At 66.8% G+C, this 25,536-nt stretch carries 31 protein-coding genes and 1 tRNA gene; 23 read left to right on the forward strand and 9 right to left on the reverse strand.

The window, feature by feature from the left end; translation table 11 throughout:
* Positions 1-97 precede the first annotated feature (97 nt).
* The gene (locus ABE473_RS16910) at positions 98-1,054 is read right to left on the reverse strand and encodes a DUF3011 domain-containing protein (RefSeq protein ID WP_346490296.1); all 957 of its coding nucleotides are present in this window, start codon (positions 1,052-1,054) and stop codon (positions 98-100) included.
* A gap of 202 nt (positions 1,055-1,256) precedes the next feature.
* Here ABE473_RS16910 and aspS point away from each other — a divergent pair, with 202 nt between their 5' ends.
* The 18 genes from aspS to ABE473_RS17000 all read left to right on the forward strand — a co-directional run bounded on the left by aspS (position 1,257) and on the right by ABE473_RS17000 (position 17,052).
* On the forward strand, positions 1,257-3,014 hold the full coding sequence (aspS, locus tag ABE473_RS16915; RefSeq protein ID WP_346490297.1) for an aspartate--tRNA ligase: 1,758 nt from the start codon (positions 1,257-1,259) through the stop codon (positions 3,012-3,014).
* 171 nt (positions 3,015-3,185) lie between these two features.
* Positions 3,186-3,719, forward strand: a complete 534-nt coding sequence (locus ABE473_RS16920) for a GNAT family N-acetyltransferase (protein ID WP_346478830.1) — start codon at positions 3,186-3,188, stop codon at positions 3,717-3,719.
* A 111-nt stretch (positions 3,720-3,830) separates the two neighbouring features.
* Positions 3,831-4,463, forward strand: coding sequence for an alpha/beta fold hydrolase (locus ABE473_RS16925; RefSeq protein ID WP_346490298.1), 633 nt, complete (start codon positions 3,831-3,833; stop codon positions 4,461-4,463).
* Between the two features lie 83 nt (positions 4,464-4,546).
* Positions 4,547-5,278, forward strand: a complete 732-nt coding sequence (locus ABE473_RS16930; protein ID WP_346490299.1) for a YebC/PmpR family DNA-binding transcriptional regulator — start codon at positions 4,547-4,549, stop codon at positions 5,276-5,278.
* 129 nt (positions 5,279-5,407) lie between these two features.
* Positions 5,408-5,929: a crossover junction endodeoxyribonuclease RuvC gene (ruvC, locus tag ABE473_RS16935; RefSeq protein WP_121039160.1), complete on the forward strand. Its 522-nt coding sequence runs from the start codon at positions 5,408-5,410 to the stop codon at positions 5,927-5,929.
* A 10-nt stretch (positions 5,930-5,939) separates the two neighbouring features.
* Positions 5,940-6,530, forward strand: coding sequence for a Holliday junction branch migration protein RuvA (gene ruvA / locus ABE473_RS16940; protein ID WP_046274332.1), 591 nt, complete (start codon positions 5,940-5,942; stop codon positions 6,528-6,530).
* A 124-nt stretch (positions 6,531-6,654) separates the two neighbouring features.
* A complete protein-coding gene (locus ABE473_RS16945; protein ID WP_346490319.1) occupies positions 6,655-8,505 on the forward strand; it encodes a potassium transporter Kup in 1,851 nt (616 codons plus the stop codon).
* Positions 8,506-8,720: 215 nt separating this feature from the next.
* Positions 8,721-9,761, forward strand: a complete 1,041-nt coding sequence (gene ruvB, locus ABE473_RS16950; RefSeq protein WP_121039149.1) for a Holliday junction branch migration DNA helicase RuvB — start codon at positions 8,721-8,723, stop codon at positions 9,759-9,761.
* Positions 9,751-10,194 carry a tol-pal system-associated acyl-CoA thioesterase gene (gene ybgC, locus ABE473_RS16955; protein WP_176988418.1) on the forward strand — a complete coding sequence of 148 codons (444 nt, stop codon included), beginning with the start codon at positions 9,751-9,753 and terminating at the stop codon, positions 10,192-10,194. Before ruvB ends, ybgC begins: the two co-directional genes overlap by 11 nt.
* 10 nt (positions 10,195-10,204) lie before the next feature.
* Positions 10,205-10,984, forward strand: coding sequence for a protein TolQ (tolQ, locus tag ABE473_RS16960; protein ID WP_228884069.1), 780 nt, complete (start codon positions 10,205-10,207; stop codon positions 10,982-10,984).
* A gap of 23 nt (positions 10,985-11,007) precedes the next feature.
* On the forward strand, positions 11,008-11,436 hold the full coding sequence (gene tolR / locus ABE473_RS16965) for a protein TolR (RefSeq protein ID WP_121039140.1): 429 nt from the start codon (positions 11,008-11,010) through the stop codon (positions 11,434-11,436).
* The gene (gene tolA / locus ABE473_RS16970) at positions 11,426-12,484 is read left to right on the forward strand and encodes a cell envelope integrity protein TolA (RefSeq protein WP_346490300.1); all 1,059 of its coding nucleotides are present in this window, start codon (positions 11,426-11,428) and stop codon (positions 12,482-12,484) included. The genes tolR and tolA overlap by 11 nt, the downstream gene beginning before the upstream one ends.
* 144 nt (positions 12,485-12,628) lie before the next feature.
* The gene (gene tolB / locus ABE473_RS16975; protein ID WP_346490301.1) at positions 12,629-13,948 is read left to right on the forward strand and encodes a Tol-Pal system beta propeller repeat protein TolB; all 1,320 of its coding nucleotides are present in this window, start codon (positions 12,629-12,631) and stop codon (positions 13,946-13,948) included.
* A 64-nt stretch (positions 13,949-14,012) separates the two neighbouring features.
* Positions 14,013-14,528: a peptidoglycan-associated lipoprotein Pal gene (pal, locus tag ABE473_RS16980; protein WP_179460266.1), complete on the forward strand. Its 516-nt coding sequence runs from the start codon at positions 14,013-14,015 to the stop codon at positions 14,526-14,528.
* A gap of 3 nt (positions 14,529-14,531) precedes the next feature.
* Positions 14,532-15,332 carry a tol-pal system protein YbgF gene (ybgF, locus tag ABE473_RS16985; RefSeq protein ID WP_346490302.1) on the forward strand — a complete coding sequence of 267 codons (801 nt, stop codon included), beginning with the start codon at positions 14,532-14,534 and terminating at the stop codon, positions 15,330-15,332.
* Positions 15,333-15,464: 132 nt separating this feature from the next.
* On the forward strand, positions 15,465-16,163 hold the full coding sequence (queE, locus tag ABE473_RS16990) for a 7-carboxy-7-deazaguanine synthase QueE (protein WP_176988423.1): 699 nt from the start codon (positions 15,465-15,467) through the stop codon (positions 16,161-16,163).
* Positions 16,164-16,238: 75 nt separating this feature from the next.
* Positions 16,239-16,904, forward strand: a complete 666-nt coding sequence (gene queC / locus ABE473_RS16995) for a 7-cyano-7-deazaguanine synthase QueC (RefSeq protein ID WP_176988424.1) — start codon at positions 16,239-16,241, stop codon at positions 16,902-16,904.
* A 72-nt stretch (positions 16,905-16,976) separates the two neighbouring features.
* Positions 16,977-17,052, forward strand: a tRNA-Lys gene (locus tag ABE473_RS17000).
* A gap of 67 nt (positions 17,053-17,119) precedes the next feature.
* Here the strand turns inward: ABE473_RS17000 and ABE473_RS17005 are convergent.
* Entirely contained in the window at positions 17,120-17,275 is a 156-nt protein-coding gene (locus tag ABE473_RS17005) for a hypothetical protein (protein ID WP_346490303.1), read from the reverse strand.
* 280 nt (positions 17,276-17,555) lie between these two features.
* Here ABE473_RS17005 and ABE473_RS17010 point away from each other — a divergent pair, with 280 nt between their 5' ends.
* Both ABE473_RS17010 and ABE473_RS17015 read left to right on the forward strand, forming a co-directional pair.
* Positions 17,556-17,840: a BrnT family toxin gene (locus tag ABE473_RS17010; RefSeq protein ID WP_346490304.1), complete on the forward strand. Its 285-nt coding sequence runs from the start codon at positions 17,556-17,558 to the stop codon at positions 17,838-17,840.
* Complete coding sequence (locus ABE473_RS17015) at positions 17,809-18,138, forward strand: BrnA antitoxin family protein (protein ID WP_346490305.1); 330 nt, start codon at positions 17,809-17,811, stop codon at positions 18,136-18,138. Before ABE473_RS17010 ends, ABE473_RS17015 begins: the two co-directional genes overlap by 32 nt.
* A 34-nt stretch (positions 18,139-18,172) precedes the next feature.
* Here ABE473_RS17015 and ABE473_RS17020 read toward each other — a convergent pair whose 3' ends face one another.
* The 3 genes from ABE473_RS17020 to ABE473_RS17030 form a co-directional block, all read right to left on the reverse strand.
* Complete coding sequence (locus ABE473_RS17020) at positions 18,173-18,307, reverse strand: hypothetical protein (protein ID WP_346490306.1); 135 nt, start codon at positions 18,305-18,307, stop codon at positions 18,173-18,175.
* A 544-nt stretch (positions 18,308-18,851) separates the two neighbouring features.
* Complete coding sequence (locus tag ABE473_RS17025) at positions 18,852-19,226, reverse strand: DUF6713 family protein (protein WP_346490307.1); 375 nt, start codon at positions 19,224-19,226, stop codon at positions 18,852-18,854.
* A 98-nt stretch (positions 19,227-19,324) separates the two neighbouring features.
* Entirely contained in the window at positions 19,325-20,800 is a 1,476-nt protein-coding gene (locus ABE473_RS17030) for a S41 family peptidase (RefSeq protein ID WP_346490308.1), read from the reverse strand.
* Between the two features lie 208 nt (positions 20,801-21,008).
* Here ABE473_RS17030 and ABE473_RS17035 point away from each other — a divergent pair, with 208 nt between their 5' ends.
* A complete protein-coding gene (locus tag ABE473_RS17035) occupies positions 21,009-21,479 on the forward strand; it encodes a PA2169 family four-helix-bundle protein (RefSeq protein ID WP_346490309.1) in 471 nt (156 codons plus the stop codon).
* Between the two features lie 210 nt (positions 21,480-21,689).
* Here ABE473_RS17035 and ABE473_RS17040 read toward each other — a convergent pair whose 3' ends face one another.
* Together ABE473_RS17040 and ABE473_RS17045 are read right to left on the reverse strand one after the other, a co-directional pair.
* On the reverse strand, positions 21,690-21,854 hold the full coding sequence (locus ABE473_RS17040) for a hypothetical protein (protein ID WP_346490310.1): 165 nt from the start codon (positions 21,852-21,854) through the stop codon (positions 21,690-21,692).
* 200 nt (positions 21,855-22,054) lie between these two features.
* Positions 22,055-22,585, reverse strand: a complete 531-nt coding sequence (locus tag ABE473_RS17045; protein WP_346490311.1) for a hypothetical protein — start codon at positions 22,583-22,585, stop codon at positions 22,055-22,057.
* Between the two features lie 396 nt (positions 22,586-22,981).
* Here ABE473_RS17045 and ABE473_RS17050 point away from each other — a divergent pair, with 396 nt between their 5' ends.
* Positions 22,982-23,662 (forward strand): lysozyme inhibitor LprI family protein, encoded by a 681-nt coding sequence (locus tag ABE473_RS17050; RefSeq protein ID WP_319209826.1) that lies wholly within the window; start codon positions 22,982-22,984, stop codon positions 23,660-23,662.
* Between the two features lie 21 nt (positions 23,663-23,683).
* Here the strand turns inward: ABE473_RS17050 and ABE473_RS17055 are convergent, their stop codons facing one another.
* Together ABE473_RS17055 and ABE473_RS17060 are read right to left on the reverse strand one after the other, a co-directional pair.
* Complete coding sequence (locus ABE473_RS17055; protein ID WP_346490312.1) at positions 23,684-24,349, reverse strand: DUF3011 domain-containing protein; 666 nt, start codon at positions 24,347-24,349, stop codon at positions 23,684-23,686.
* Positions 24,350-24,478: 129 nt separating this feature from the next.
* A complete protein-coding gene (locus ABE473_RS17060) occupies positions 24,479-24,877 on the reverse strand; it encodes a response regulator (RefSeq protein ID WP_179460277.1) in 399 nt (132 codons plus the stop codon).
* Between the two features lie 344 nt (positions 24,878-25,221).
* Between ABE473_RS17060 and ABE473_RS17065 the strand changes: the two genes are divergently transcribed.
* A complete protein-coding gene (locus ABE473_RS17065; protein WP_346490313.1) occupies positions 25,222-25,524 on the forward strand; it encodes a zf-TFIIB domain-containing protein in 303 nt (100 codons plus the stop codon).
* Positions 25,525-25,536: the final 12 nt, after the last annotated feature.

Here is a 25,536-nt window from a genome sequence, read left to right on the forward strand (position 1 = left end):
CCGGGGCGCCTAACCCCTGTGGGGTTCCGCCGGGGTCTGGGCGCCTTGCCCGCCGGGTGGGTCCCCACCCGCGGGGGCCACCCTCGCGAGGGGGCGCTCAGCGCGCGCCGAAGCGGGCGCGGCAGCCGCCGCTGACCCACAGGCTGCCGTTGCTGTAGCCCCAGCTGCGGCCTTCCACGCACGCCGTGCCGGACAGTTGCTGGACCAGTGCCGGACGTCCCTGGCGGTCGTCCCAGGCGCAGGTCTGCTGGCGCTTGTCGTTGCTGCTGCAGGTCACGCTGTAATTGCTGTTGCCGCCGCCACCGCCCCAGTTGCCGCCGCTGTTGCCGCGTGCTTCCGCGAACTCGCCGCGGCAGCCGCGGTTGACCCAGACCGCGCCATTGCGCACGCCCCAGGTCTGGCCCTCGACACAGGCCGTACCGGAGATCTGGCGGACCAGGGTCGCACTGCGCCAGCCGGTGTTGCAGCTCCGTTCGCGGTTGTCCTGGCTCTCGCAGCGGATCGTCGCGCCGGTGCCACCGCCGCCGCCGCCCCAGTTGCCGCCGTTGCCGCGGCCCTCGACGAACTCGGCGCGGCAGCCGCCGCTGACCCACACCGTCCCGTTGCGCGAGCCCCAGTTGCGGCCCTCGGTACAGGTGGTGCCGGAGATCTGGCGCGACAGCCGGGCGCTGCGCCAGCCGGTGTTGCAGACCCGCTCGCGGTTGTCCTGGCTTTCGCAGCGGACCGTGCCGCTGTTGCCCGGGCCGTTGCCGCCGCCATTCCAGCCGCCCCCGCTGCCATTGCCGCGCAGCGACGTGGCAATGTCCTGCTTGATCCGCGAGAAGTTCCAGCCCGAGTTGACCTGGGCCAGGTAGAAGCGCAGCTGGTCGTCCGGAATCCGGCGGCCATTGGACTGGTCGGCGTATTCCTGGGTGATGACCCGGCTGCGGTCGCTGCTGGACAGCTGCGACAGGTTTTCCGGGGCGTAGGCGCGGGTGCTCATCTGGGCCTGGGCGGCCGGGGCGGTACAGGCCAGTGCGGCGGCCAGGCAGGCAACGGTCAGACGTCTGTTCATGGCGGCATCCCTTGCGGTCGTTGGTGCGCGGACTATAGGGAGAGTCGGGGTTCAAAAGGCGTGATGCCGCCCGGACGGGCCATCCGGGGCCCCCGGGCCGGCACATGGCGCGGGGGATTTGCCCCGGCCGGGCCGACCCCGCAGAATAAAGGGCTGTCCGGCGCAACCTGGTGCCGGCATTCTCCTGCGGAGCTTTACCCCCATGCGTACCCACTTCTGTGGCCTGGTCGACGAGACCCTGATTGGCCAAACCGTTACCCTCGCCGGCTGGACCGACGTCGCCCGCAACCAGGGCGGCGTGTGCTTCATCGATCTGCGCGATCATGAAGGCATCGTGCAGGTGACGGTGGAAGTCGACAACGCGGCCGTGTTCGCCGTGGCCGCCAGCCTGGGCTATGAGGACGTGCTGCAGGTGGAAGGCGTGGTGCGCGCGCGCCATGCGGCCAACGACAAGCTCCGCACCGGCAAGGTGGAAGTGATCGCCACGGCCATCACCATCCTCAACAAGGCCGAGCCGCTGCCGTTCCACGCGCACGAGAACCCGGGCGAGGAAACCCGCCTGAAGTACCGTTACCTGGACCTGCGCCGCCCGGAAATGCAGCGCATGCAGCGCACCCGCATCAAGCTGGTGCAGGCCCTGCGCCGCCACCTGGACGCCACCGGCTTCCAGGACATCGAAACCCCGATCCTGACCAAGGCCACCCCGGAAGGCGCCCGCGACTTCCTGGTGCCGGCGCGCATGCACCCGGGCGAGTTCTACGCCCTGCCGCAGAGCCCGCAGCTGTTCAAGCAGATCCTGATGGTGGCCGGCTTCGACCGTTACTACCAGATCGCGCGCTGCTTCCGCGACGAGGCCCTGCGCGCCGACCGCCAGCTGGAATTCACCCAGCTGGACATGGAGTTCGCCTTCGTGCGCGAGCAGGATGTGCAGGACTTCGTCGAGAACATGATCCGCGCCATCTTCAAGGAAGTGGTGGACGTGGAGCTGGCCGCCAGCTTCCCGCGCATGACCTGGGCCGAGGCGATGCGTCGCTATGGCTCGGACAAGCCGGACCTGCGCATCGCGCTGGAGCTGGTGGACGTGGCCGAGCTTGTCAAGACCAACGAATTCCCGGTATTCACCGCCGCCGCCAACGATGCCGATGGCCGCGTGGCCGCGCTGCGCGTTCCGGGCGGTGCCAGCCTGTCGCGCAAGCAGATCGACGAATACGCCGCGCATGCCGCCAAGTACGGCGCCAAGGGCCTGGCCTACATCAAGATCGGCGAGAGCGGTGAAGTCAGCTCGCCGATCGCCAAGTTCTTCAGCGAAGAGGCCTTCGCCGCGCTGGTCGCCCACGTCGGTGCCGGCAACGGCGACATCGTGTTCTTCGGCGCCGGTGGCTACAACAAGGTCTCCGACTTCATGGGCGCCCTGCGCCTGAAGGCCGGCAGGGACTTCAACCTGGTCACCGCCGGCTGGGCACCGCTGTGGGTCACCGACTTCCCGATGTTCGAGTACGACGACGAAGCCCAGCGCTACGTCGCCCTGCATCACCCCTTCACCGCCCCGGCGGTGGACGACATCGCCGACCTGCGCGCCAACGCCAGGACCGCCGTGTCGCGCGGCTATGACATGGTGCTCAACGGCAACGAGATCGGCGGCGGCTCGATCCGTATCCACCGTTCGGACATGCAGAGTGCGGTGTTCGAGCTGCTGGGCATCGGCGCCGAAGAGGCCGAGGGCAAGTTCGGCTTCCTGCTCGATGCGCTGCGTTTCGGCGCGCCGCCGCACGGTGGCATCGCGTTCGGCATCGACCGTATCGCCGCGCTGATGGCCGGTACCGAGTCGATCCGCGACGTCATCCCGTTCCCGAAGACCACCGGCGCGCAGTGCCTGATGACCGGCGCGCCGTCGCCGATCCCGGACGAGCAGCTGGCCGAAGTGCACGTGCAGGTCCGCCCGCGCGCCGTCAAGGAATAAGCCGGGACGCGCCGGCTCGCGGTCGGCGTCGACACGTGGCAGGTACCGACCGGTGGTCGGTGCCTGCTGCGGATCCTGCCCGCCATGATCGACATGTTCGAGGGTCGTGGGGCGCCATCGCCGCCACGTTCAGGTAAATTGGCCGTTCTCGCCGATGCCGATGCTCCCGCCGTGACCCCAGGCCGCTACACCATCCGCCGCGCCACCCCGGACGACGCCCAGACCCTGTCGGTGCTGGCCACGCGCACGTTCGTGGAAACCTTCGGCCATCTGTACCCGGCCGAGGACCTCCAGGCCTTCCTCGATGAGGCGTACCCGGCGCAGCGCCAGCGCATCATTCTTGAACACCCCGATTACGCGGTCTGGCTGCTGGAGCTGGACGGTGTCGCCGTGGGCCATGCCGCCGCCGGTCCCTGTGGCCTGCCGCATGCCGAGGTGCAGCCCGGCGATGGCGAGCTCAAGCGCCTGTACCTGATCAAGGACCAGCAGAGCTGTGGCTGGGGCAGCCGCCTGTTCGAAACCGCGCTGGCCTGGCTGGAACGCGAGGGACCGCGCACGCTGTGGCTGGGCGTGTGGTCGGAGAACTTCGGCGCGCAGCGTTTCTACGCCCGCTACGGCTTCAGCAAGGTCGGTACCTATGAGTTCCCGGTCGGCAAGGTGCTCGACCTGGAGTTCATCCTGCGCCGCCCGCCCACGGCGGCCTGAGCGCGACGCCTTCAGAGCCCGCAGCGGCTTCACCTGCCGTTGTCCGGTCCATTCGTCTAATGACGCTGTTTCCTTCTGCAGGCGCCCCGCCCAACGGGCTAGGCTGACACCATGAATCCCCCTGTTTTACTGCTGCACGGCATCTGGAACGCACGCGCCTGGGTCGGCCCCCTGGCCTGGCGCCTGCGCGCCCGTGGCTTCGCCGTGGATACCTTCGGCTATTCGAGCGTGTTCGGCGGCCCGGACGTGGCCGTGCCCCAGCTGCTGGAGCGGCTCCAGGGCAGTGGCCCGGTTTCCCTGGTCGGCCACAGCCTGGGCGGGCTTGTCGCGCTGGAGGCCCTGCGGCGGGCGCCCGACCTGCCGGTGTCGCGGGTGGTATGCCTGGGTTCGCCGCTGCGCGGCAGCGTGACCGCGCGCTCGTTGAGCGATCACGGCTGGTCGCTGGCGCTCGGCCGCAGCTCGGAACTGCTGCTGGATGGCCTGCCGGCGTGGGAGGGCAGGGCGCAGGTCGGGCTGATCGCCGGCTCGGTCCCGCACGGCCTGGGCAGCCTGCTCGGCGCCTGTGGCGATGCCTCCGATGGCACCGTGGCGCTGGATGAGACGCAGTTGCCGGGCCTGGCCGACCACTGCGTGATCCCGGCCAGCCACAGCGGGCTGGTGTTCTCGCCCGATGCCGCGCGCCAGACCGCTGCGTTCCTGCGCGATGGCCGGTTCCGGCGCGATGATGCGGCCCACGCCGCCTGAGCGGGCTGGGCACTGACACGGGCCGGCCGGCGGATCAGGTAGAATTCGCGCCCTGTTCCTGACAGAAACACGAGAGTCACCCCATGGGTAGAGGCCCCTCCATCGAGAACCGCAAAAACGCGTCTGACGCGAAGCGCGGCAAGATTTTCACCAAGATCATCCGCGAGATCGGCGTAGCCGCGCGCGGCGGTGGAGGCGACCCCAACAACAACCCGCGCCTGCGCGTGGCCATGGACAAGGGTCTGTCCTCGAACATGTCCAAGGACGTGATCGAGCGCGCCATCAAGAAGGCGACCGGTGAGCTGGAAGGCGTCGAGTACGAAGAGATCCGCTACGAGGGCTATGCGCCCGGTGGCGTGGCCGTGATCGTTGACTGCCTGACCGACAACCGCGTGCGCACCGTGGCCGATGTCCGCCATGCGTTCAGCAAGTGCGGCGGCAACATGGGCACGGAAGGCTCGGTGTCGTTCATGTTCAAGCGCCTGGGCGTGCTGCACTTCGCCGCCGGTGCGGACGAAGAAGCCGTCACCGAAGCGGCGATCGAGGCCGGCGCGGACGACATCGTGGTCTACCCGGAAGATGGGGCGATCGACGTGGTCACCGCGGCCGACAGCTACCACGCGGTCAAGGATGCGATGACAGCCGCCGGGTTCACGCCCGACCACGCCGAAATCACCTACCGCGCCGACAACGACATCCAGGTCGAGGGCGACACCGCCCTGCAGGTCAAGAAGCTGCTGGACATGCTCGAAGACCTGGACGACGTGCAGGATGTGTTCTCCAACGCCGACCTCGGCGCGGACGCCTACGCCTGAGCGGGCGCTTCATCGGTCGCTTTGCGCGACCGGTGAGCGGACAATGCGGACCATGATGACCCCAGGCGTTCCCCGTTATCCCCGCCGCATGTGTCCCTCCCGGGCCGCGGGCGGCCGTGTGCGTGCCGCATGACGCGCATTCTTGGCATCGACCCCGGTTCGCAGCGCACCGGGGTGGGCATCATTGATGTGGACGCCGCCGGCAAGGTGGTGCACGTGCATCACCTGCCGCTGGTCCTGCTGGGCGCCGACGACTTCCCGCAGCGGATGAAGCTGCTGGTGGTCGGCCTGACCGCCCTGGTCGAGGAATACCGCCCCGACGAAGTGGCCATCGAAAAGGTGTTCATGGCGCGCAATCCGGATTCGGCCCTGAAGCTGGGCCAGGCGCGCGGCGCGGCGATCTCGGCCGTGGTGATGCGCGACCTGCCGGTCAGCGAATACGCTGCCACCGAGATCAAGCTGGCCGTGGTCGGCCGCGGTGGCGCGGAAAAACAACAGGTCCAACACATGGTCGGGCTCATGCTCAACCTGAAAACCAAGCTGCAGGCCGACGCCGCCGATGCGTTGGCCGTGGCGATCACCCACGCCCATGTCCGGGCCACGGCGCTGCGCCTGGGCGTCAATGCGCGCCAGGCCTGGAGCCGGAAATGAGGAACACTGCATGATTGGTCGTCTGCGCGGGATCGTGGCCTACAAGGCGCCGCCGTGGCTCATGGTCGACGTCAATGGCGTCGGTTACGAACTGGAGGCGCCGATGAGCACCTTCTACGACCTGCCCGAGCTGGGTCGCGAGGTCACCCTGTTCACCCATTACGCGCAGAAGGAAGACAGCGTCTCGCTGTACGGCTTCCTGCGCGAGGGCGAGCGCCGCCTGTTCCGCGATGTGCAGAAGGTCAGCGGGATCGGCGCCAAGATCGCGCTGGCGGTGCTGTCCGGCGTGAGCGTGGACGAATTCGCCCGCATGCTGCAGGCCGGTGACATCACCGCGCTGACCCGCATTCCGGGCATCGGCAAGAAGACCGCCGAGCGCATGGTGCTGGAGCTGCGCGACCGCGCCGCCAATTTCGGCGGTGGCGGCGCGCCGATCGCGGGTGCCGCACCGGCGACCGACCCGGTTTCCGAGGCGACCGTGGCCCTGCAGCAGCTCGGCTACAAGCCGGTGGAAGCGGCGCGCATGGCGCGCGATGCCAACGCCGAGGGCGACGATGTCGCCACCGTCATCCGCAAGGCCCTGCAGGCCGCGCTGCGCTGAGCCGCGCGCCTTTCCCTAGCTAACGACACCAACGACTGCATCCGCCCGGAGCCCCATGTCCACCACTTCCCCCCAGCACAGCGACGGCCAGACCCCGCACGGCCACGCGCCGGCGGCCGGCGGCATGGCGCTGATGATCGGCGCCATCGGCGTGGTGTTCGGCGATATCGGCACCAGCCCGCTCTACACGCTGAAAGAAGCCTTTTCTCCGCATTACGGCCTCACCAGCGACCATGACACCGTGCTGGGCGTGCTGTCGCTGGCGTTCTGGGCGCTGAACATCGTGGTGACGCTCAAGTACGTCACCATCATCATGCGCGCCGACAACGACGGCGAGGGCGGCATCATGGCGCTGATGGCGCTGACCCAGCGCACCCTGCGCAACGGGTCGCGCTCGGCCTATGTGGTCGGCATCCTCGGCATCTTCGGCGCCTCGCTGTTCTTCGGCGACGGCGTAATCACCCCGGCCATCTCGGTGCTGGGTGCGGTCGAAGGCCTGGAGGTCGCGGCGCCCGGGCTGCATGCGTTCATCGTGCCGATCACGGTGGTGGTGCTGCTGGCGGTGTTTGCCGTACAGCGTTTCGGCACCGAGAAAATCGGCAAGCTGTTCGGGCCGATCACCTCGATCTGGTTCATTTCGCTCGCCGCGATCGGCATCTGGAACATTGTCGACGCCCCGGAAGTGCTCAAGGCCTTCAACCCGATGTGGGCGCTGCGCTTCTTCATGGAGCACGGCTGGCACGGCATCTTCATCCTCGGCGCGGTGGTGCTGGCCGTCACCGGTGGCGAGGCGCTGTATGCGGACATGGGCCATTTCGGCGCCAAGCCGATCCGCCATGCCTGGTACTTCTTCGTGCTGCCGTGCCTGGTCCTGAACTACCTGGGGCAGGGCGCGCTGGTGCTCAACAACCCCGAGGCGGTCAAGAACCCGTTCTTCGAAGCGGTGCCGGACTGGGCGCTGTACCCGATGATCATCCTCGCCACGATGGCCGCGGTGATCGCCTCGCAGTCGGTCATCACCGGGGCGTTCTCGGTCTCGCGCCAGGCCATGCAGCTGGGTTACATCCCGCGCATGCGCATCACCCATACCTCGCACGACACCATCGGGCAGATCTACATCCCGGGCATCAACTGGGGCATCGCGGTGATGGTGATCGGGCTGGTGCTGGCCTTCCGCAGCTCCTCCAACCTGGCGGTGGCCTACGGCATCTCGGTCTCGGCGACCATGCTGATCGATACCCTGCTGCTGGCGCTGGTCGCCCGTGCACTGTGGCCCAAGGCCCGCAACTGGATCATCCCGCTGTGCGTGGTGTTCTTCGTCATCGACCTGGGCTTCGTGATCGCCAACGGCGCCAAACTGCTGCAGGGTGCGTGGTTCCCGGTGGTGCTGGGCATCGTGCTGTTCACCATGATGCGCACCTGGCGGCGTGGGCGCGAGCTGCTGCGCGATGAGATCCGCAAGGACGGCATCCGCATCGACACCTTCCTGCCGGGCCTGATGCTGGCTCCGCCGGTGCGGGTGCCGGGCACCGCCGTGTTCCTGACCGCCGACCCCTCGGTGGCCCCGCATGCGCTGATGCACAACCTCAAGCACAACAAGGTGCTGCACGAGCGCAACGTGTTCCTGCACGTGGTGACGCTGCCGGTGCCGTACGCGCCCTCGGGCCAGCGCCTGAAGATCGAGTCGGTGGGCGATGAGTTCTACCGGATCTACGTGCGCTTCGGCTTCATGGAGACCCCGGACGTGCCGCTGGCGCTGATGCGCTCGTGCGACCACGGCGGGATCTACTTCGACCCGATGGACACCACGTTCTTCGCCAGCCGCGAGACCATCGTGGCCACCGCCAATCGCGGCATGCCGATCTGGCGCGACAAGCTGTTCGCGCTGATGCACCGGAATGCGGCACCGGCGACCGGGTTCTTCCGGATTCCGGGTAATCGGCTGGTCGAGCTCGGGGCGCAGGTGGAGATCTGACCGGACGGCCGACCAACGGTCGGCCGCTACCCCGCGGTTTGCGATGCAAACCGTGGGCCCCGGCGGCATTCCCCCTTATCCCCGCGCCTTTGGCGATGCGTTCCCGGTAGTGCCGGCCGCTGGCCGGCTCCTCATGACATCTGCATCGCGCGGCGCCGGCCAGCGGCCGGCACCATTGGGCGCGGATCGCGCCGCTTTTGCCGCATAATTGCCGAATGACCGACGACCGCATCATTGCCGCCGGTGCCACCCGCGAAGACGAGGGCACCGACGCCAGCATCCGCCCCAAGCGCATGGCCGATTACCTGGGCCAGGCGCCGGTGCGCGAGCAGCTGTCGATCTACATCGAGGCGACCAAGGCCCGTGGCGACGCGCTCGATCACGTGCTGATCTTCGGGCCGCCGGGCCTGGGCAAGACCACCCTGAGCCATGTGATCGCCAACGAGCTGGGGGTCGCGCTGCGCGTCACCTCCGGCCCGGTGATCGAAAAAGCCGGTGACCTGGCCGCGCTGCTGACCAATCTGCAGCCGCACGACGTGCTGTTCATCGATGAAATCCACCGCCTCTCGCCGGTCGTGGAAGAAGTGCTGTACCCGGCGATGGAAGATTTCCAGATCGACATCATGATCGGCGAGGGCCCCGCGGCCCGCTCGATCAAGATCGATCTGCCGCCGTTCACCCTGATCGGCGCGACCACCCGTGCAGGCCTGCTGACCGCGCCGCTGCGCGACCGCTTCGGCATCGTGCACCGGCTGGAGTTCTATACGCCCGAAGAGCTGACGAAGATCGTCCGGCGCTCGGCCAGCATCCTCAACATCGACTGCACCGCCGAAGGCGCGGCCGAGATCGCACGGCGTTCGCGCGGTACCCCGCGTATCGCCAACCGCCTGCTGCGCCGCGTGCGCGACTTTGCCCAGGTGAAGGCCGCCGGCCACATCGACCAGGACGTCGCCCAGGCCGCGATGCAGATGCTCAAGGTGGACCCGGAAGGCTTCGACGAGCTGGATCGGCGCCTGCTGCGGACCATGGTCGACTACTTCGACGGCGGCCCGGTCGGCATCGAATCGCTGGCCGCGGCCCTGTCCGAAGAACGCGGCACGCTGGAAGACGTGGTCGAGCCGTACCTGATCCAGCAGGGGTTCCTGATCCGGACCGCGCGGGGCCGCATGTGCACGCACAAGGCCTACCGGCACATGGGCCTGAAGCCGAAAAACCCGCCGGCCGACCTGTTCGCGGAGGTCCCGGATGTCGGTTGATCCCCGGGTTGAGCCGCGATTCAGTTGGCCGACACGCATTTACTGGGAAGATACCGATGCTGGCGGGGTCGTATACCACGCCCGCTACGTGGCCTTCATGGAACGGGCGCGCACCGAATGGATGCGTGCACTGGGGTATGGTCAGGAGCGCATGCGCTGCGACCACGGCCTGGTGTTCGCGGTGCGCAGCATGACCATGGATTTCCTCAAACCGGCGCGCCTGGATGATGCGCTGGATGTCACCGCCACGCTGGTGCAGTGCAAGCGCGCCAGCATGGTGTTCGCCCAGGCCGTGTGCCGGGGCGACCAGACACTGCTGACCGCGCAGGTGAAGATCGCCGCGCTCGATGCAACCACCTTCAAGCCGCGTGGCATGGATGACGCACTGCATGCCGCGCTGAAACACCTCGAATTTCCAGAATCCGCACACTGAGGAACAACGGATGATCGCAATGCTCCTGGCCCTGCAGGCCACGGTGACCGAAGCGCTGCCGCAGGAAGTCACCAGCGCCGCGGCGCAGACTGTCGCCCAAGCCGCGCATGGCGGTGGCATCAATTACCTGGACCTGATGATCAAGGCCAGCATCCCGGTGAAGATCATCGTGCTGCTGCTGTTGGCCGGCTCGTTCATCAGCTGGGTGATCATCTTCCGCAAGGCGCGCGTGTTCAACGCCGCCAACCGTGAGGCCGACGAGTTCGAAAGCCGCTTCTGGTCCGGCGCGGACCTGGGCAAGCTGTACAGCGCGGCGACCGACCGCAACCGCAAGGTCGGCGGCCTGGAAGCGATCTTCGAAGCCGGTTTCCGCGAGTTCACCCGCCTGCGCGACAAGCGTCGCCTGGATGGCCGGGCCCAGCTCGAGGGCGCCCAGCGCGCCATGCGCACCACCTATACGCGTGAAGTGGACCAGATGGAGCGCAGCCTGGAGCTGCTGGCCAACATCGGCTCGACCGCCCCGTACGTGGGCCTGGTCGGTACCGTGTTCGGCATCATGGTGACCATGCACGACATGATCAACAGCGGTGAGCAGGCCGGCATCGCCTCGGTTGCCCCGGGCATCTCCGAAGCCCTGTTCGCCACCGCGATCGGCCTGTTCGTGGCGATCCCGGCCGTGTGGGCCTACAACCGCTTCACCACCCGCGTGGAGCGCATGTCGGTGCGCTTTGAAACCTTCGCAGAAGAGTTCAGCTCGATCCTGCAGCGCCAGACCGCGGGCGACGAGTAAGCGCCCAGCACAGGAGTCCTGCCATGACCGCAGCCATTGGCCGCCGCAAGCGCCGAAAGCTCAAATCCGAAATCAACGTCGTGCCGTACATCGACGTCATGCTGGTGCTGCTCATCATCTTCATGGTGACCGCGCCGCTGCTCACGCTGAGCTTTGAAGTGGATCTGCCGACCTCCCAGGCCAAGGCGCTGGAGAGCAAGCAGGATCCCGTCGTCGTGTCCGTCCGCCTGGATGGCCAGCTCAGCCTGAAGCTGCCCGAGGCCAAGGACCCGGAGCCGATGGATGCGGCCCGCCTGCAGGCCCAGCTGTCCGCGCTTTCCTCGCAGGACAAGAACCTGCGCGTGATCGTCGCCGCCGACCGGGCCGTGGCCTATGAAAAGGTGGTCGCGGCCATGGACGTGATCAAGCGCGCCAACGTGGAAAAGGTGGGCCTGGCGACCGATGCACACTGAAGCCCTGCCACCGCAGCGCGCACGGGATGAGGAGTGGGGCCTGCCGATCGCGCTGGCGCTCGGCGTCCATCTGCTGCTGGCACTGATCTTCATCGCCGCCTGGTTGTGGTCGCCGCAACGCACCACCGAAGCGGCCGCCGGCGATCCGGCCATCGAAGCCAGCCTGCAGCTGTCCGCGTCCGAAGCCTCGGCCGCGCGCCAGGCCCTGCGTGCCTCCGAATCGCTGCCGGACCTGCCCGAGCCGGTCGCCGAGCCCGAGCCGATTCCGGAAGACACCGTGCCGCCGCCGCAGCCGTTGCCCGAGCCGCGCCCGCAGGACGCGCCGACCCCGCAGCAGTCGCAGGCGCAGGAGCGCATCGCCCAGCCCGACAAGGTCGACCAGGAAGCGGTCAACGCGCTGGCGATCTCGGCTGAAAAGGCCAAGCAGGAGCAGGAAGCCAAGCGCCGCCAGGAACAGATCGACCTGACCGAGCGCAAGCGCCAGGAACAGGCCGAGCAGAAGCTGCGCCTGGCCAAGCAGCAGGAAGAGGCGGAAAAGAAGAAGCTGGCCGAGCAGGAACAGAAGGCCAACGACGCCAAGGCCGATGCCGAGCGCGACAAGAAGCTGGCCGAGATCCGCCGCAAGCGGGCGCAGGCCGAGAACGAAGCCAAGCTGGCCGAGCAGAAGCTGCGCCAGGTCACCGCCGCGCGGGCCGCGAATGCCTCGGCCTCGACCGCCGGTGCCACCGGTGCGGCCAAGCCGGCGGCCGGGGCAGGGGGCACCAGCGACGACCTCAGCGCCAAGTACGCCGCCGCGATCCAGCAGAAGGTCTCCGCCCAGTGGACCCGGCCGGACTCAGTCCCGTTGGGCCAGCGCTGCCAGGTCTCGATCACCCAGATCCCCGGCGGGCAGGTCATCCAGGCCAAGGTCAGCGGCAACTGCCCGTTCGACGACGCCGGCCGCCACTCGATCGAGGCCGCCGTGCTGAACGCCCAGCCGTTGCCGTACCGCGGTTTCGAGTCGGTGTTTGCGCGCACGATCAATTTCACCTTCACCGCCCAGGATTGATCCCGGGCGGGACCCTGTCGTTAACGGCCTGTGAGTTTTGCGCAGTCAGTGACTCGGAATTCACACGGCCTTGGTTCATGATTGCGAAACTGTTCACCGCCGTCCTGTTATCCCTCGTTCTGGTTTCCCCCTATTGAGCGCTCAATGAAAAAGATGCCTCGCTGGCTTGCCGTTGTTGCGGCCCTGTTGTTGCCCTTTGCTGCCGTGGCGCAGCAGAAGGGGCTGGATATCGACATCATCGGCGGCAACGCCTCCGCCACGCCGATCACCGTCGTCCCCATGCCGTACCAGGGGTCGGCCGGTGCACCGCAGACCGATGTGGCCGCCGTGGTCCGTGCCGATCTGGACCGTTCGGGCCAGTTCCGCAACCTGCCTGAAGCGCAGATCGTCGAAAAGCCGACCCGCGGCAGCGAGATCCAGTTCGCTACCTGGCGGGCGCTGAAGCAGAACTACATCGTGGTCGGCCGCGTCATGGACGCCGGTGCCGGCGCCTACCGCGTCGAGTACGAGCTGTACGACGTGCCCAAGGGTGAGCGCCTGCTCGGCCTGGCGATGACCGCCCGTGGCAATGCCATGCGCGATGTCGCCCACCAGATGGCCGATGCCATCTATGAAAAGATCACCGGCGTGCGCGGCGCCTTCTGGACCCGCATCGCCTATGTCACCGCCAGCGGCAAGGGCGATGCCATGCGCTATGCGCTGATGGTGGCCGATTCGGACGGCTTCAATCCGCAGACCATCGTGCGCTCGGCCGAGCCGCTGCTCTCGCCCAGCTGGAGCCCGGACGGCAACAAGCTGGCCTACGTGAGCTTCGAGCGCGGCAACTCGGCGATCTACATCCAGAACATCTCCAGCGGCGCCCGTGAGCTGGTCACCAGCTTCCGCGGCATCAACAGCGCCCCGTCGTTCTCCCCGGACGGCCGTCGCCTGGCCCTGTCGCTGTCGCGCAGTGGCAACCCGGAGATCTACGTGATGGACCTGGGCAGCAAGCAGCTGACCCAGCTGACCAACCACTTCGCCATCGATACCGAGCCGACCTGGAGCCCGGACGGCAGCAGCGTCTACTTCACCTCCGACCGTGGCGGCCGCCCGCAGATCTACCAGGTGGCCTCCAGCGGCGGCAGCGCCTCGCGCGTGACCTTCCAGGGCAACTACAACGCCACCCCGAGCCTGTCCTACGACGGCAAGAAGCTGGTGGTCGCCCAAGGCAGCGGCAACACCTACAAGATCGCGATGATGGACAGCAGCACGGGCTCGGCCCGCTGGAACACGCTGTCGCCGGGGTCGCTGGATGAATCGCCGAGCTTTGCGCCCAACGCGAGCATGGTGTTGTACGCCGCCCGCGAGGGTGGTCGTGGAGTGTTGTACGCCGTTTCGGCCGATGCGCGCGTGCGCCAGCGGCTGGTTCTGGCAGACGGTGATGTTCGTGAGCCTTCTTGGTCGCCATACCGTACAAAGCGCTAACAGAGTGTTAAGATTTCGCCGTATTCATCCCTCATCCGGCTTTAGGAGCCTCAAAGGTATCGCCATGAACAAGACCACCCGCGTTCTGCTTGTCTCCCTGTTGTCCGTGGCCGCCCTGGCCGGTTGTTCCAAGAAGGTCAAGGAAACGCCTGTTGCCCCGGTTGATACCGGCAGCACCACCGCTCCGACCGGCCCGTCCACCTCCGGCCTGTACGGTCCGGGTGATCTGGATACCGATTCCTGCCTGCGCCAGCGCGTGGTGTACTTCGACCTGGACAAGGAAGAAGTGAAGCCGGAATTCCAGGCCATCATGGCGTGCCACGCCAAGTATCTGCGTGACCGTCCGTCCTCGCGCATGACCCTGCAGGGCCACACCGATGAGCGCGGTTCGCGCGCTTACAACCAGGCCCTGGGCGAGCGTCGTGGCAACGGCGTGTCCTCGGCACTGCAGGCCAACGGTGGCTCGGCTTCGCAGCTGACCGTCGTGTCCTACGGTGAAGAGCGTCCGGTCTGCACCGAGTCGGGCGAGTCCTGCTGGTCACAGAACCGTCGCGTCGAGATCGTGTACACGGCTCAGTAATAGATGCGCTTTCGATTTCTATCGATGATCGTTGCGGCAGCCCTCGTGGCTGCCGCACCGGCCAATGCGCAGCGCCAGAGTCTGGCCGACCGCGTCGGCGCGCTTGAGCAGCAGGCGAACAACAACCAGTCCAACATGGACATGCTCAATCAGCTGAATCAGCTGCGTACCCAGTTGCAGGCCCTGCAGTCGCAGGTCGAGCAGCTGCAGCACGACAATGAGCAGCTCAAGCAGTCCGCCAAGGACCAGTATCTGGACCTGGACAGCCGCCTGAACCGCCTGGAAGGTGGGGCCCCCGTGCTTCCCGCCGCCCCGGCCGCAGCCGCTCCCGCTGCCTCCCCGAAACCGGCAACGGCCGCTTCCGAGCGGCCGCCCTCCGTGCACGGCGATGCCGGCAGCCTGGCTGCCAGTGGCGACGAGCGCACGGCCTACAATGTCGCCTTCGATTCGCTCAAGGCCGGCAAGTACGATGACTCGGCGCAGCTGTTCATGAGCTTCCTCGAGCTGTATCCCAACGGCGTCTATACCCCCAACGCGTTGTACTGGTTGGGCGAAAGCTATTACGCCACCCGCAATTTCCCGCAGGCTGAGGCGCAGTTCCGCGACCTCCTCTCGCGCTACCCGACCCATGACAAGGCGTCCGGTGGCCTGCTCAAGATCGGCCTCTCGCAGTATGGCGAAGGCAAGGTCGACCAGGCCCAGGCGACCCTCGAACAGGTCGTGTCCACGTATCCCGGCTCCGACGCCGCGCGCACCGCGCAGGACCGTCTGCAGTCGATCCGGCTGGGTCAGCAGATCCGCTGAACCCGCCCCGGGCCGCTGGAGCGGCCGGGCCCGGTATACTGTCTGATCGCCAACCGGGCGCTGCCCGGTCCTCCGTGCCGGGCCATGCCCGGCTGTTGTCGTTTCCGAAGCCGTCCCCCAAGAATCACCGCCATGACCACGACCCTGTCCGCTGCCGCCGCTCTCCCCAGTGAGATCGTGCAGTCCCCGCTGCCGCGACTGAAGATCACCGAGATCTTCCTGTCCCTGCAGGGCGAAGCCGATACCGCCGGCTGGCCAACCGTGTTCGTGCGTCTGACCGGCTGCCCGCTGCGCTGCACCTATTGCGATACCGCCTACGCCTTCCATGGCGGCACCTGGTGGGACATCGACGCGATCGTGGAAGAAGTGCTGGCCCAGGGCGTCCACCACGTCTGCGTGACCGGTGGCGAGCCGCTGGCGCAGAAGCGCTGCCTGGTGCTGCTGGAGAAGCTCTGCGACGCCGGCCTGGACGTCTCGCTGGAGACCTCCGGTGCGCTGGATGTCAGCGGCGTGGATCCGCGCGTCTCGCGGGTGGTCGACCTGAAAACCCCCGGCTCCGGCGAAATGGCCCGCAACCGCCTGGAGAACCTGCCGCTGCTGACCAGGCGCGACCAGATCAAGTTCGTCCTGTGCAGCCGTGAGGATTACGAATGGGCCCGCGGCATGGTCCGCGAGCACCGGCTCAACGAGCGCAGCATGGTGCTGTTCTCGCCGAGCAAGAGCGAGGTCAGTCCGCGCGAACTGGCCGACTGGATCGTCGCCGACCGCCTGCCGGTCCGCTTCCAGATGCAGCTGCACAAGCTGCTTTGGGACGACGAGCCCGGAAGGTAACTCCGTCTCGACGTACCCTGATGTACCCGGCGCGGGACAGCGTGCTGGTTCCCCGCAAACCACCGGAAACACCCCATGAAAAAAGCAGTCGTCCTCCTGTCCGGCGGCATGGACTCCGCCGCCGTCGTCGCCATGGCCCGCGAACAGGGCTTCGCCGTCCACGCCCTGAGCGTGCGCTACGGCCAGCGCCACACCTCCGAGCTCGATGCCGCCGCCGCGGTCGCCAGCGCGCTGGGTGTGGTCGCCCACAAGACCGTCAACATCGATCTGCGCAGCATCGGCGGCTCCGCGCTGACCGACGACATCGACGTCCCCGAAGCGGGCGGCGAGGGCATCCCGGTCACCTACGTGCCGGCGCGCAACACCATCATGTTGTCCGTCGCGCTGGGCTGGGCCGAAGTGCTGGGCGCCAATGACATCTTCTGCGGCGTCAATGCGGTGGATTACTCCGGTTACCCGGATTGCCGCCCCGAATTCATCCAGGCGTTCCAGGCGCTGGCCAACCTGGCCACCAAGGCGGGCGTGGAAGGCGCCGGCATCCAGGTGCACGCCCCGCTGCAATTCCTGAGCAAGGCCGACATCGTGCGTGAAGGCGTCCGCCTGGGCGTGGATTTCGGCTTGACCGTGTCCTGCTACAACGCCGACGACCAGGGCCGCGCCTGTGGTCACTGCGACGCCTGCCGCCTGCGTGCGCAGGGTTTCACGGAGGCCGGCGTGCCGGACCCGACCCATTACGCGTGATGCCGGACGGGTACGCATGAGCGCCAAGATGCGTTAGAATGCGCACCCCCGGCGTCACGTCGGGGATGCAATGGGCCGTTAGCTCAGTTGGTAGAGCAGAAGACTTTTAATCTTTTGGTCGATGGTTCGAATCCATCACGGCCCACCATTGCATCAACAACTTAGGCGCCCGATGGGCGCCTTTTTTGTGTCTCCGGGAAAATTGCCGGAAAAATTCAGCGCTTGCGCGGTGGTTTCACGAGCGGCACTTCGTGGTCGTACAGCTGCCGCAACGCTTCGAACTTGTGCCCGGTCGCCGCCTTGTTCTCGCTGTCGGTGATGCCGCGATGCTTCAAGCCGTGCAGGGCGATCCGCTCCGACTCGGTGATCACGCCGACATGCATCGCTTCGGTGATGAGGCGTTGCCCCCGCTATCCACCGAGGACTTGCGATCGGGTTGCCCGAAGCAGGAACTGATCCTGCACGCGCGTAGGGGAACTGGCCGTTCGCAGCCGTTGCGGTTGCAGATTCGCTTGCGCCGATCCACGAGCTCGTCGCATGCCTCTCATCGCGACGGTGACGGCCTGGACAGGCCTGTGAGGCTACTGGTTGAACGAGGGCGGGGTGTTCTCGCGGTTGCGCTATCGAATTAATGTGCATACAATAAATGCCGTGGAGATCACCTACGACGCCGCCAAGAATGCCCGTAACGTGGAAGAGCGCGGTCTTTCTTTCGAGCAGGTGCAAGCGTTCGATTTCCAGAGCGCCCTGTTCGTCGTTGATGACCGAAAGGAGTACGGCGAGGTGCGTTACCGGGGGCTGGGATTGGTAGGCGAGCGGGTACACGCCCTGGTCTTCACCGAAACCCCCAAAGGCATCCGGGTCATCAGCTTCCGCAAGGCCAACAGACGAGAGGTGAAGAGCTATGAGCAAGCACAAGAACAGCGAAGCACCTGACAAGGACAATCCCGAATGGACCGCAGCCGATGCGGCCCGTGCGGTCGCGTTCACTCGGTTGCCGGCCGGGTTGCAGGGCAAGCTGCGTGGTCGCCCGAAGGCGGCTGAAACCAAGGAACGCATCACCATTCGGCTGTCGCCTGAGGTGCTGGATGCTTTCCGCGAAACCGGTGCTGGTTGGCAGACGAGGATCGACTCGGTGCTGAAGGACTGGGTAGTGGGGCGTAAGCCCAAGCGATCGGCGACGGAGCCGAAGCATGCGGCGGTCGCCAAGCGTGCCGTGGCCGCCAAGAGGTGATGCCCGGTGCGAAGTCGTCGGCCGGTATCCTTGTTCAGCGCTCGGGTGTATCCAGCGGTTCGAACACCGCAGCCACGAGATTGACCAGCAATGCCGCTGACCAGAGCAACAGAAGCAGCGGTACGCCGAGCAGGATGGCTACGAACAGGAGGGCGAGGGCGGTGATCATGGGCGAACGTTATCACGTCCACGGACCGCTTCTTACGACGGTTTGCGCACGTCAGGGATCGGCCCCGGGAGCGACCGGCCGTCCATCTCGGAGACCGGGAAATAGGCGTGGTTGCGTTCGATCGCCACGTCCTGCGCGGGCAAAAACTCGGCATTGATTGTTGGCGGCAATGCAGAAGCTTGGAGTCTTTCAATCGTCCAATGGGAAGGGCGCTACCGAGCTGCATCACAGCGAATTGCGCCTTTCACCGAGGCGCAGCAGGGCAACAACCGATGCCTGTCCATCGCCCGTACGCGCACGCTGTACCTCCCGACCTTGAGCACGACATGCCGCTTCCCGGAGAACGCGTGCATGCCGACGGTCGATCCGGAGCACTGCAATGTCACTGGTGATGGAAGTTCTGCAGACCGCCGTCGTCTTTGCGACGGTGCTGTCCCTGTTTGGTGTGCTGCTGCGCGCTCGGCATTGGCACGCCGGCAGGTCGGACGGCCTGGCCGGTTCCACACCTGTGCCCGACACCGGCGCAGTGCCTCCCAAGCGTCGGTCAGGTGCGCGTGGGCATCCGCGCAACGATGCGCAGCGATCGCAACAGGCACACCGCCGAGACCAGGCAGGCCGCGATCACCGTCAGCGACAACGGCAGGTGGAAGGCGCGGTGGCCGAATATGGCGAAGCCGAGGTGAATGACGAACGTCCCCATGCCCAGCGCCGCGCAGACCATCGCAAAGCCACGCGCCTTGCTGGTCTGCAGCAGCACGTGGCGGTAGCCGAGCAGCACCAGGCCGACGGCCAGCAGGTTGAAGACCAGGAAGCCCTGCACGCCACCGGGCAGCAGGAACATCTCCCACTCACGCCAGAACGCGGCGTCGATCTGATGGAGGATCAGGGCAAGCAGGGTGGCGAAGTAGCTTCTTTCCATGGGACAGGCGTTGCCGAAGGCCGCGAAGCTGCAGCGTACACAGTGTAGCGGCGCTCATCGTGTGCCTGCCTATGCGCCCGCTTCGCCGCGGTCCGGGTTCAATGCAGCGCGCTGTCGGCGCTATCGGCGATGAGCGCATCGATCAGGCGCTGCGCGCGGGCCCGTGCGCCTTCGCCACGACGCGGCGCGATCGGCAGGTCCGGACGGATGCCGGCCACCTCGTCACTGCCATCGGCACGCAGGCGCACGCAGTTCGGAACACGCAGGCGCAGATGCGAATGGGGTAGTTCAGGCATTGCCTGCGCACTCATGAAACCGCAGCCGTACCCTCCGCTGTGCGTCCCGATGATGCGGGCAATGTGGTTGTCCTGCATCCGCGCGGCGAACATCTCGGCGGAGGAGGCCGTCTTCGCATTGGTGAGGACATACACCGGGCCTTTCCAGGCGCCCCAGTGCTCGCGCAGATCCTGTGACCAATCCAGGCGGTGCGCGATGAGGAAATCATCGAGGGTGTCCACGGCAGGGCTCGGCAACGGGCCGCCGGAGGTACCTGCAGGCACCAGGCGCCGGCACGTGGGGCCGTTCCAGTCGTGCTGTACCTGCCAGGCCCAGGACAGATCGCAGGCAGGCAGTGCCGCGGCCTGCCGCGAGGCCTGGAACGCCCGCCGCTCTGTAGTGAGAAGGCTGCGCGCTGTGGCGTTGGGGCGGTGATTGCGCAGTGCGTCGTCGAGCCGCTCGAATTGTTCGTCCAGATAGGGCTTGCCGGCCGGGGACTGGCTGACCTGGAGCACGGCCGAGGCCACCGGCTGCGGGGTGAACAGCCGCGCCAGCGTATCGCCACTGTCGTCGCCCCCCGGGTTGTCGCCGACATCCACCAGCACGGCGTCCACCCCGTCCTGTTGGAAACGCCGCAGGCTGGCAGCGATCACCGCGACCCAGCCTTGGGCCAGGGTGCCGCGCATGTCGTCGGTGGAGTCCGCATGCCGCAGTTGCGACCACAGTGCGTGGCAGAGACCCGGATAGCGCAGGGCGTCGAACTCATGCAGGCGCAGCAGCCCGATCGTGTGCCCATCCGGCAGCGCGAGAATGCCGGCGCGCAGCACAGGATCGGGGTCGTCGTTGAGTGGGTGGTAACCGGCCAGCGTTTCCAGCGGCAGGCTGAAGTCATGCCGGCCTTCATCGGCAACGCCGAGCGCGGCACACCCTGCGCTCGCGCCCAGCGTGCGCGGGTCGACGGCAGTGGGCGAGGCCGTGTCGGACGCCTGTTCAAGCGGGTCGAGCAGGCTGAGGTGACCATCCTGGAACCCGGCCAGGAAAGTGCGCAGGGCTTGGCGCGCCTGTTTATCCGTACGTGCTTCAGCCAGCGCACGCTGCGCCGCGGCATCCAGGGCGGGAAGATCCACGCCGCTTTGTGGCGAGGCGACCCATGCCAGATGCGCGTAGTCCTGCTCCAAGGCGCGCTTGAGCGCCACATGGTCGGCCTGCCAGGCACTGCGATCGAATGCCGGCGTGGCAACGGATGCCCCCGGCGCGGCGACGCCCAGCATCGCGAGCATGAATACAATGCCACTCATCCCTGCCATACAGCCTCCTTGCGACCCGGCGCAGTGCCGCACGGGGCAAGGGTGACGGGATCGTGTGTGCGATCGATTCCGGCCGATCGTAGCCAATGCGCGTGTTCCCCGGAAGTCCCGGTGTCGCATCACGCCACCGTCCCCACGACGGGCGCACGATCAGGTCATACCCGGCCCCAGTGGGCCCACGATCCCACGGAGCGGTGTGATGAGTACCGTCCAATCCGGCCACGCGATACGCGAACTCAACCAGATCATCGGCATCGCGCGCGATGGCCACGACATCTACGCCAGAGCCGTCGCCGACGACGGGACGCAGGATCCGCAGCTGAACGCGCTGATGATGCGGATGGCCGCCGCGAAAATCCAGGTCATCGATGGGGTCACGCGGCTGGTGCGCGACGCCGGTGGTCAGCCCGCCCGCCACGGTACCCTGGCCGGCAGCCTCCGTGGCGGCTTCGGCAGGTTGGGTACCGTACTCGGGGATGCGGGCATCCAGTACGCCAGCGAGAGCCAGGCAGCCGAAGCGCGTCTGGTGAGGGCACTCGACGTGGCCGCGCGCGATGGCGCACTGACGGCGCACGCGCGACGAACGCTCAACGGCATGCTGCTCGAGACGCGACTCGGTTGGGACGACATGCGCCAGCAGGTAGATGACCTGCGGGGCCGGGATGTGTAGTAACACACACACCGAAACCAACACCTTCAAAGAAGCACGCGCATGCGCAGCGTCGCGAATCGACAGCGTCGCGAATGAGCTTCGTAGTGAAGATGCAAGAGGTTGAAGGACGCCAGAAGTTGAAGGATGCCAGAGGGCGCCGACTACGCTTGGGCGCCGTCTGCATGTGAGGGCTGCGCGGATGCGCAGCCCTACCATGCGGCAGACGAATTACTTCTGCTGCGGCTTGTTGCCTGCGTCAGGGGCGTTCCTGGTGTCCTGTTCCTGCTTCTGCTGCTTGGCCTGCGCGTCCTTGCGATCCTGTTCGGACTGCGGGCCTTTCTGTGCAGCAGCGGCATTCTTGACGTTGTTTTCGTTGTTCTGCATGTTGGACATGGTGTGACTCCAAGGCGACGTGATGTCGCAACCCCAGCGTGGACCTGCCGCTGTTACGCGAGGGTCGCACTGGGATGAGCATGGGGTCAGGGTCGTCTCATGTTGAAATGGAACGCCAGACGGATGTGATCGCCCAAGACGGATGTGATCGCCCAAGACGGATGTGATCGCCGATGGCGTTCCGGATACACGACTGGGCTTCACCTTGGACGGGTCTGAAAATGCTCTCCCTTCCTGTACTCATATCCCGTCAGGTTCCATCGGCCACCGTGGCCCGTGCGGGGCTGAACCCACCTGTAGGTCCAGGACTGAAACGTGCCATCGGGAAGCGTGTTCTCGACCTTGTACTCTTCTCCCGGGAGGCCTCTTTCCGGGAGCCTGCCGGGCGGCTGGGGGGTGCTGGAGAGGGCGTTCGATATCCCATCATCGAACAATTGCATTCTCTCGGTAGTGACCGTTCCCCGCCCCACGGGAGCGTGGTCCGGAGAGACCGTCGCAATCCAGTCGAGTAGCTCCCCGGCTTGGACGTCCTCACTGGCGTATGTCCGCGTTGGGACGACGACCGTAGACAGGTGGGGCGACGATCCGGCGGCCGACGCCGTCGATGATGTCCCTGTTGAAGAGAGCAGGGCGATCAGTAAAGTGAAAAGTGCGGATTTCATATGCGTTCCCGTTTTTGATGTCCAAGGCTGGCAACTTGGATGGTTCCGCAGAACATCGTCGATGTTCATCAGGGAACGCCGTCGTCTTCGGGTGTGAAATCCACATTTTCGTATACGACCACCGCGGGCTGGATCCAGCGTGCGGAGGTGACGCTGATCGACAGGCTGCTACATCTTCCAGCGCCGCTTCAGGGTGCTGCCCGCCGGCTGGGCACGCATCACCTCCAGCATCTCCAGATACTGGCGTTGCGCATTGCGGCGAAGGGTGTCGGTGCCGCCCGGTCCCACCCCGGCGAGCTATGCGGGCGTTGCAACGGTCAGCCACGTATCCATCAGTGGCTGCATCCGTGCACCGCACTGCAGCAGGTACAGCAGCAGCCCCCTGAGCGATCTGCCTGTGCACACCGCAGAACCGGTTATGGGGGCACAATAGCCAGTCATTCGTTGATCGTTGTTGGAGGTGCCATGAACCGTTTCGTCCTGCTGGGTGTGGGGGCGCTTGCGCTCGCGGCCTGTTCCAAGCCGGCGCCGTCCGATACCGCGACTCCGGCAGAACCGGCCGCGCCGGCCACGTCGGCCCCCGCGGCCAGCGCGCCCGCCACTCCGGCCAGCCCGACCCTGCAGCCGCCGTCGTTCGATTGTGCGAAGGCGCAGTCCGAGGCCGAGCAGCAGGTGTGTGGCGACGCCCGCCTTGCCGCGCTGGATCGCCAGCTGGCCGCGCTCTACAAGCGCGTGCAGACCAGCCCGGATGAGCTGGACATCGCGGCCGAGCAGCGTGGCTGGATCAAAGGCCGCGATGCCTGTTCGCGTGCGGTCGATCCGCACCGTTGCCTGGTGGAGTCCTACCAGACCCGTCTGGTCGAGCTGACCATCAACGGCGGCGGCATCCAGGTGCCGGCCAAGGTCGAGTACCGCTGCGATGACAACAGCAAGCCGGTGACGGCGGTGTTCTACAACGACATCGATCCGACCGCGGCCGTGATCAGCTGGGGCAATGACCAGGCCATCGTGTTCCCGGTGCCGGTCACCCGCGAGGAAAACAACGGCGGTCGCTGGGGGCGCGAAGGCGTGGACCTGCGGATCCACAACGACCAGACCACGCTGGAGTTCTATGGCACCACGCTGCAGTGCCAGGTCGCCAGGTAAGGGCAGGCGCCGCCGCGTCGCTCAGCGCACGCGGCGGTAGCGCACCTCGTTCTGGCGGTCGCCCACTTCGGTGGTGACGAAGCCGTCGCGGCTCTGGCTGATGTCGAACACGCTGCTGCCGACATTGAGCTGTCCGCCGTTGACCCAGCCGTTCAACGACTGCCCACGCGTCTGTGCGCTCATGCGGCCGTCGCTGTCGATGCGCATGCGGATGTCGGCGTTGAAGGTCGGGTTGTAGCCCTCGAACTCGCCGATCATCCAGTCGGGCACATAGGACGTGTGGCGGGCGCCCTGGTAGTTCTCGTCGTCGTAGCGCGCGTCATCCTTGTTCGCGTTGTGGGCCAACGCGCCGAGAATCGCCGCGCCGATCAACACGCCGGCGGCGACCTTTGCGTCGTGGTTGTCATCGTGATGGTGGTCATCGCGGTCGCCGCCGCCGTGCACCCGGAACGAGGCGCGGCAGCCATCGTCGACCCAGACCTCGCGGCGGTCGTAGTCCCAGCTGCGGCCCTGGCGGCAGTCCGCACCGGACAGTTTGCGGTCGAGGGTGACGTAGCCCGCGCGGGGCAGGGTGCAGGACTGATAGCGGTTGTCGCGGCTCTCGCAGGTGACGAAGTCGTCCGCGCGCGCGTCTTCCAACGGCAGCATCAACAGCAGGGGCGTGGCCAGCAGCATACGGAAGAGCATGTCGTCGATTCCGGAAGGGAAAAGGAGCGCGTCGCATCGCATTGGAAGCGGAACCCCCCGTTCCCTGGCACCGACGATGGGCACGTGGACATGAAATCCGGATGAAGGTCGCTCCGCAGGCGGGTCGACTCAGGCGCAGGCCGCCAACGGCTGCTGGAAGCAGGCACGGATCGCGTCGAGCAGTTCGCTCATCGTGTAGGGCTTGGGCAGGAAATGCATGCCCGGGCCGAGCTGCGGCACCACGACGGAGGGCTCCAGGCCCGAGGTGACCAGCACCGGCAGACCGGGCTGTTCCTGCTTGACCCGATGCGCCGCCTCGATGCCGCTCACTTCGCCCAGGCAGACATCGGTGAACACCAGATCGAAGCGCTCGCCGGCCTGCAGCAGGCCGAGCGCGGCTTCGGCGGAACTGACCGCAACGACCTCGCAGGCCTGGCTTTCCAGCGCCATGCGGCTCAGTTCGCGGGTGTCTTCGGTGTCTTCGATCAACAGCACGCGCGGTTCGGGATGGTGCTTGGACAACAACATGGAGCGTGGTTCCTGCTTACCCCCGGAGAGGGGCGCGCAAGTATCGCGGGCCGCCGGTGAGGAGACCGTCGACGGCGACCAAATGCCGGGTGAATCGAGGGCGGGATCGTACCGCCCGTAGCGCCCATGGCGCTCAGGCAACGGCCGCCGACCGCCGGCGTCCACGGTGCCAGGCCCACACCAGCCCGACCGCCAACCCCGCCGCCGCCGAACGACCACCAGTGGATCGCACCGAAGATCACCGCCTGCATAGGTCGGGGGGGGGGGCCATCGGTCATGGCCGCGTTGCACCACGGTCAGGTGCGACCGGCTAGAGTGCGACTTTGCCCCTTGGAAAACCGCCCATGCAATGCCCCGTATGCAAGACCCAAGCGCTGCAGATGTCCGAGCGCCAGGGCATCGAGATCGACTACTGCCCGCAGTGCCGAGGCGTGTGGCTGGACCGTGGCGAACTGGACAAGATCATCGAGCGCTCCGCCGGTGCCGCCGCGCCTGCAGCCGCCCCGGTACGCGCTGCCGCACCGCCGCCGCCGGCCGCCGTGCAGCACCGTGATACCCGCCACCTGGGCCAACAGCCGTACGGCGATCAGCACGGCTACCGCAAGAAGAAGAAAGAGAGCTTCCTGTCGGACCTGTTCGATTTCTGATGCACGCCTGCG

Origin of the sequence: Stenotrophomonas sp. TWI700 (genome assembly GCF_039673645.1) — a bacterium.
GTDB lineage: Bacteria > Pseudomonadota > Gammaproteobacteria > Xanthomonadales > Xanthomonadaceae > Stenotrophomonas > Stenotrophomonas maltophilia_AA.

What these genes read in the sequence shown, in the direction of transcription:
- ABE473_RS17055 (WP_346490312.1), bottom strand. Translation starts at nt 24,349, where the DNA reads ATGCTCTTCCGTATGCTGCTGGCCACGCCCCTGCTGTTGATGCTGCCG.
- ABE473_RS17015 (WP_346490305.1), top strand. Translation starts at nt 17,809, where the DNA reads ATGAGCAAGCACAAGAACAGCGAAGCACCTGACAAGGACAATCCCGAA.
- ABE473_RS16930 (WP_346490299.1), top strand. Translation starts at nt 4,547, where the DNA reads ATGGGTAGAGGCCCCTCCATCGAGAACCGCAAAAACGCGTCTGACGCG.
- ABE473_RS17035 (WP_346490309.1), top strand. Translation starts at nt 21,009, where the DNA reads ATGAGTACCGTCCAATCCGGCCACGCGATACGCGAACTCAACCAGATC.
- aspS (WP_346490297.1), top strand. Translation starts at nt 1,257, where the DNA reads ATGCGTACCCACTTCTGTGGCCTGGTCGACGAGACCCTGATTGGCCAA.
- ABE473_RS17045 (WP_346490311.1), bottom strand. Translation starts at nt 22,585, where the DNA reads ATGAACATCGACGATGTTCTGCGGAACCATCCAAGTTGCCAGCCTTGG.
- ruvB (WP_121039149.1), top strand. Translation starts at nt 8,721, where the DNA reads ATGACCGACGACCGCATCATTGCCGCCGGTGCCACCCGCGAAGACGAG.
- ABE473_RS16925 (WP_346490298.1), top strand. Translation starts at nt 3,831, where the DNA reads ATGAATCCCCCTGTTTTACTGCTGCACGGCATCTGGAACGCACGCGCC.
- ABE473_RS17020 (WP_346490306.1), bottom strand. Translation starts at nt 18,307, where the DNA reads ATGATCACCGCCCTCGCCCTCCTGTTCGTAGCCATCCTGCTCGGCGTA.
- ABE473_RS16945 (WP_346490319.1), top strand. Translation starts at nt 6,655, where the DNA reads ATGGCGCTGATGATCGGCGCCATCGGCGTGGTGTTCGGCGATATCGGC.
- ABE473_RS17030 (WP_346490308.1), bottom strand. Translation starts at nt 20,800, where the DNA reads ATGAGTGGCATTGTATTCATGCTCGCGATGCTGGGCGTCGCCGCGCCG.
- ybgF (WP_346490302.1), top strand. Translation starts at nt 14,532, where the DNA reads ATGCGCTTTCGATTTCTATCGATGATCGTTGCGGCAGCCCTCGTGGCT.
- ABE473_RS17025 (WP_346490307.1), bottom strand. Translation starts at nt 19,226, where the DNA reads ATGGAAAGAAGCTACTTCGCCACCCTGCTTGCCCTGATCCTCCATCAG.
- ABE473_RS17040 (WP_346490310.1), bottom strand. Translation starts at nt 21,854, where the DNA reads ATGTCCAACATGCAGAACAACGAAAACAACGTCAAGAATGCCGCTGCT.
- ruvA (WP_046274332.1), top strand. Translation starts at nt 5,940, where the DNA reads ATGATTGGTCGTCTGCGCGGGATCGTGGCCTACAAGGCGCCGCCGTGG.
- ABE473_RS17065 (WP_346490313.1), top strand. Translation starts at nt 25,222, where the DNA reads ATGCAATGCCCCGTATGCAAGACCCAAGCGCTGCAGATGTCCGAGCGC.
- queC (WP_176988424.1), top strand. Translation starts at nt 16,239, where the DNA reads ATGAAAAAAGCAGTCGTCCTCCTGTCCGGCGGCATGGACTCCGCCGCC.
- ybgC (WP_176988418.1), top strand. Translation starts at nt 9,751, where the DNA reads ATGTCGGTTGATCCCCGGGTTGAGCCGCGATTCAGTTGGCCGACACGC.
- tolA (WP_346490300.1), top strand. Translation starts at nt 11,426, where the DNA reads ATGCACACTGAAGCCCTGCCACCGCAGCGCGCACGGGATGAGGAGTGG.
- ABE473_RS17060 (WP_179460277.1), bottom strand. Translation starts at nt 24,877, where the DNA reads ATGTTGTTGTCCAAGCACCATCCCGAACCGCGCGTGCTGTTGATCGAA.
- tolR (WP_121039140.1), top strand. Translation starts at nt 11,008, where the DNA reads ATGACCGCAGCCATTGGCCGCCGCAAGCGCCGAAAGCTCAAATCCGAA.
- ruvC (WP_121039160.1), top strand. Translation starts at nt 5,408, where the DNA reads ATGACGCGCATTCTTGGCATCGACCCCGGTTCGCAGCGCACCGGGGTG.
- tolQ (WP_228884069.1), top strand. Translation starts at nt 10,205, where the DNA reads ATGATCGCAATGCTCCTGGCCCTGCAGGCCACGGTGACCGAAGCGCTG.
- ABE473_RS17050 (WP_319209826.1), top strand. Translation starts at nt 22,982, where the DNA reads ATGAACCGTTTCGTCCTGCTGGGTGTGGGGGCGCTTGCGCTCGCGGCC.
- pal (WP_179460266.1), top strand. Translation starts at nt 14,013, where the DNA reads ATGAACAAGACCACCCGCGTTCTGCTTGTCTCCCTGTTGTCCGTGGCC.
- ABE473_RS16910 (WP_346490296.1), bottom strand. Translation starts at nt 1,054, where the DNA reads ATGAACAGACGTCTGACCGTTGCCTGCCTGGCCGCCGCACTGGCCTGT.
- tolB (WP_346490301.1), top strand. Translation starts at nt 12,629, where the DNA reads ATGAAAAAGATGCCTCGCTGGCTTGCCGTTGTTGCGGCCCTGTTGTTG.
- queE (WP_176988423.1), top strand. Translation starts at nt 15,465, where the DNA reads ATGACCACGACCCTGTCCGCTGCCGCCGCTCTCCCCAGTGAGATCGTG.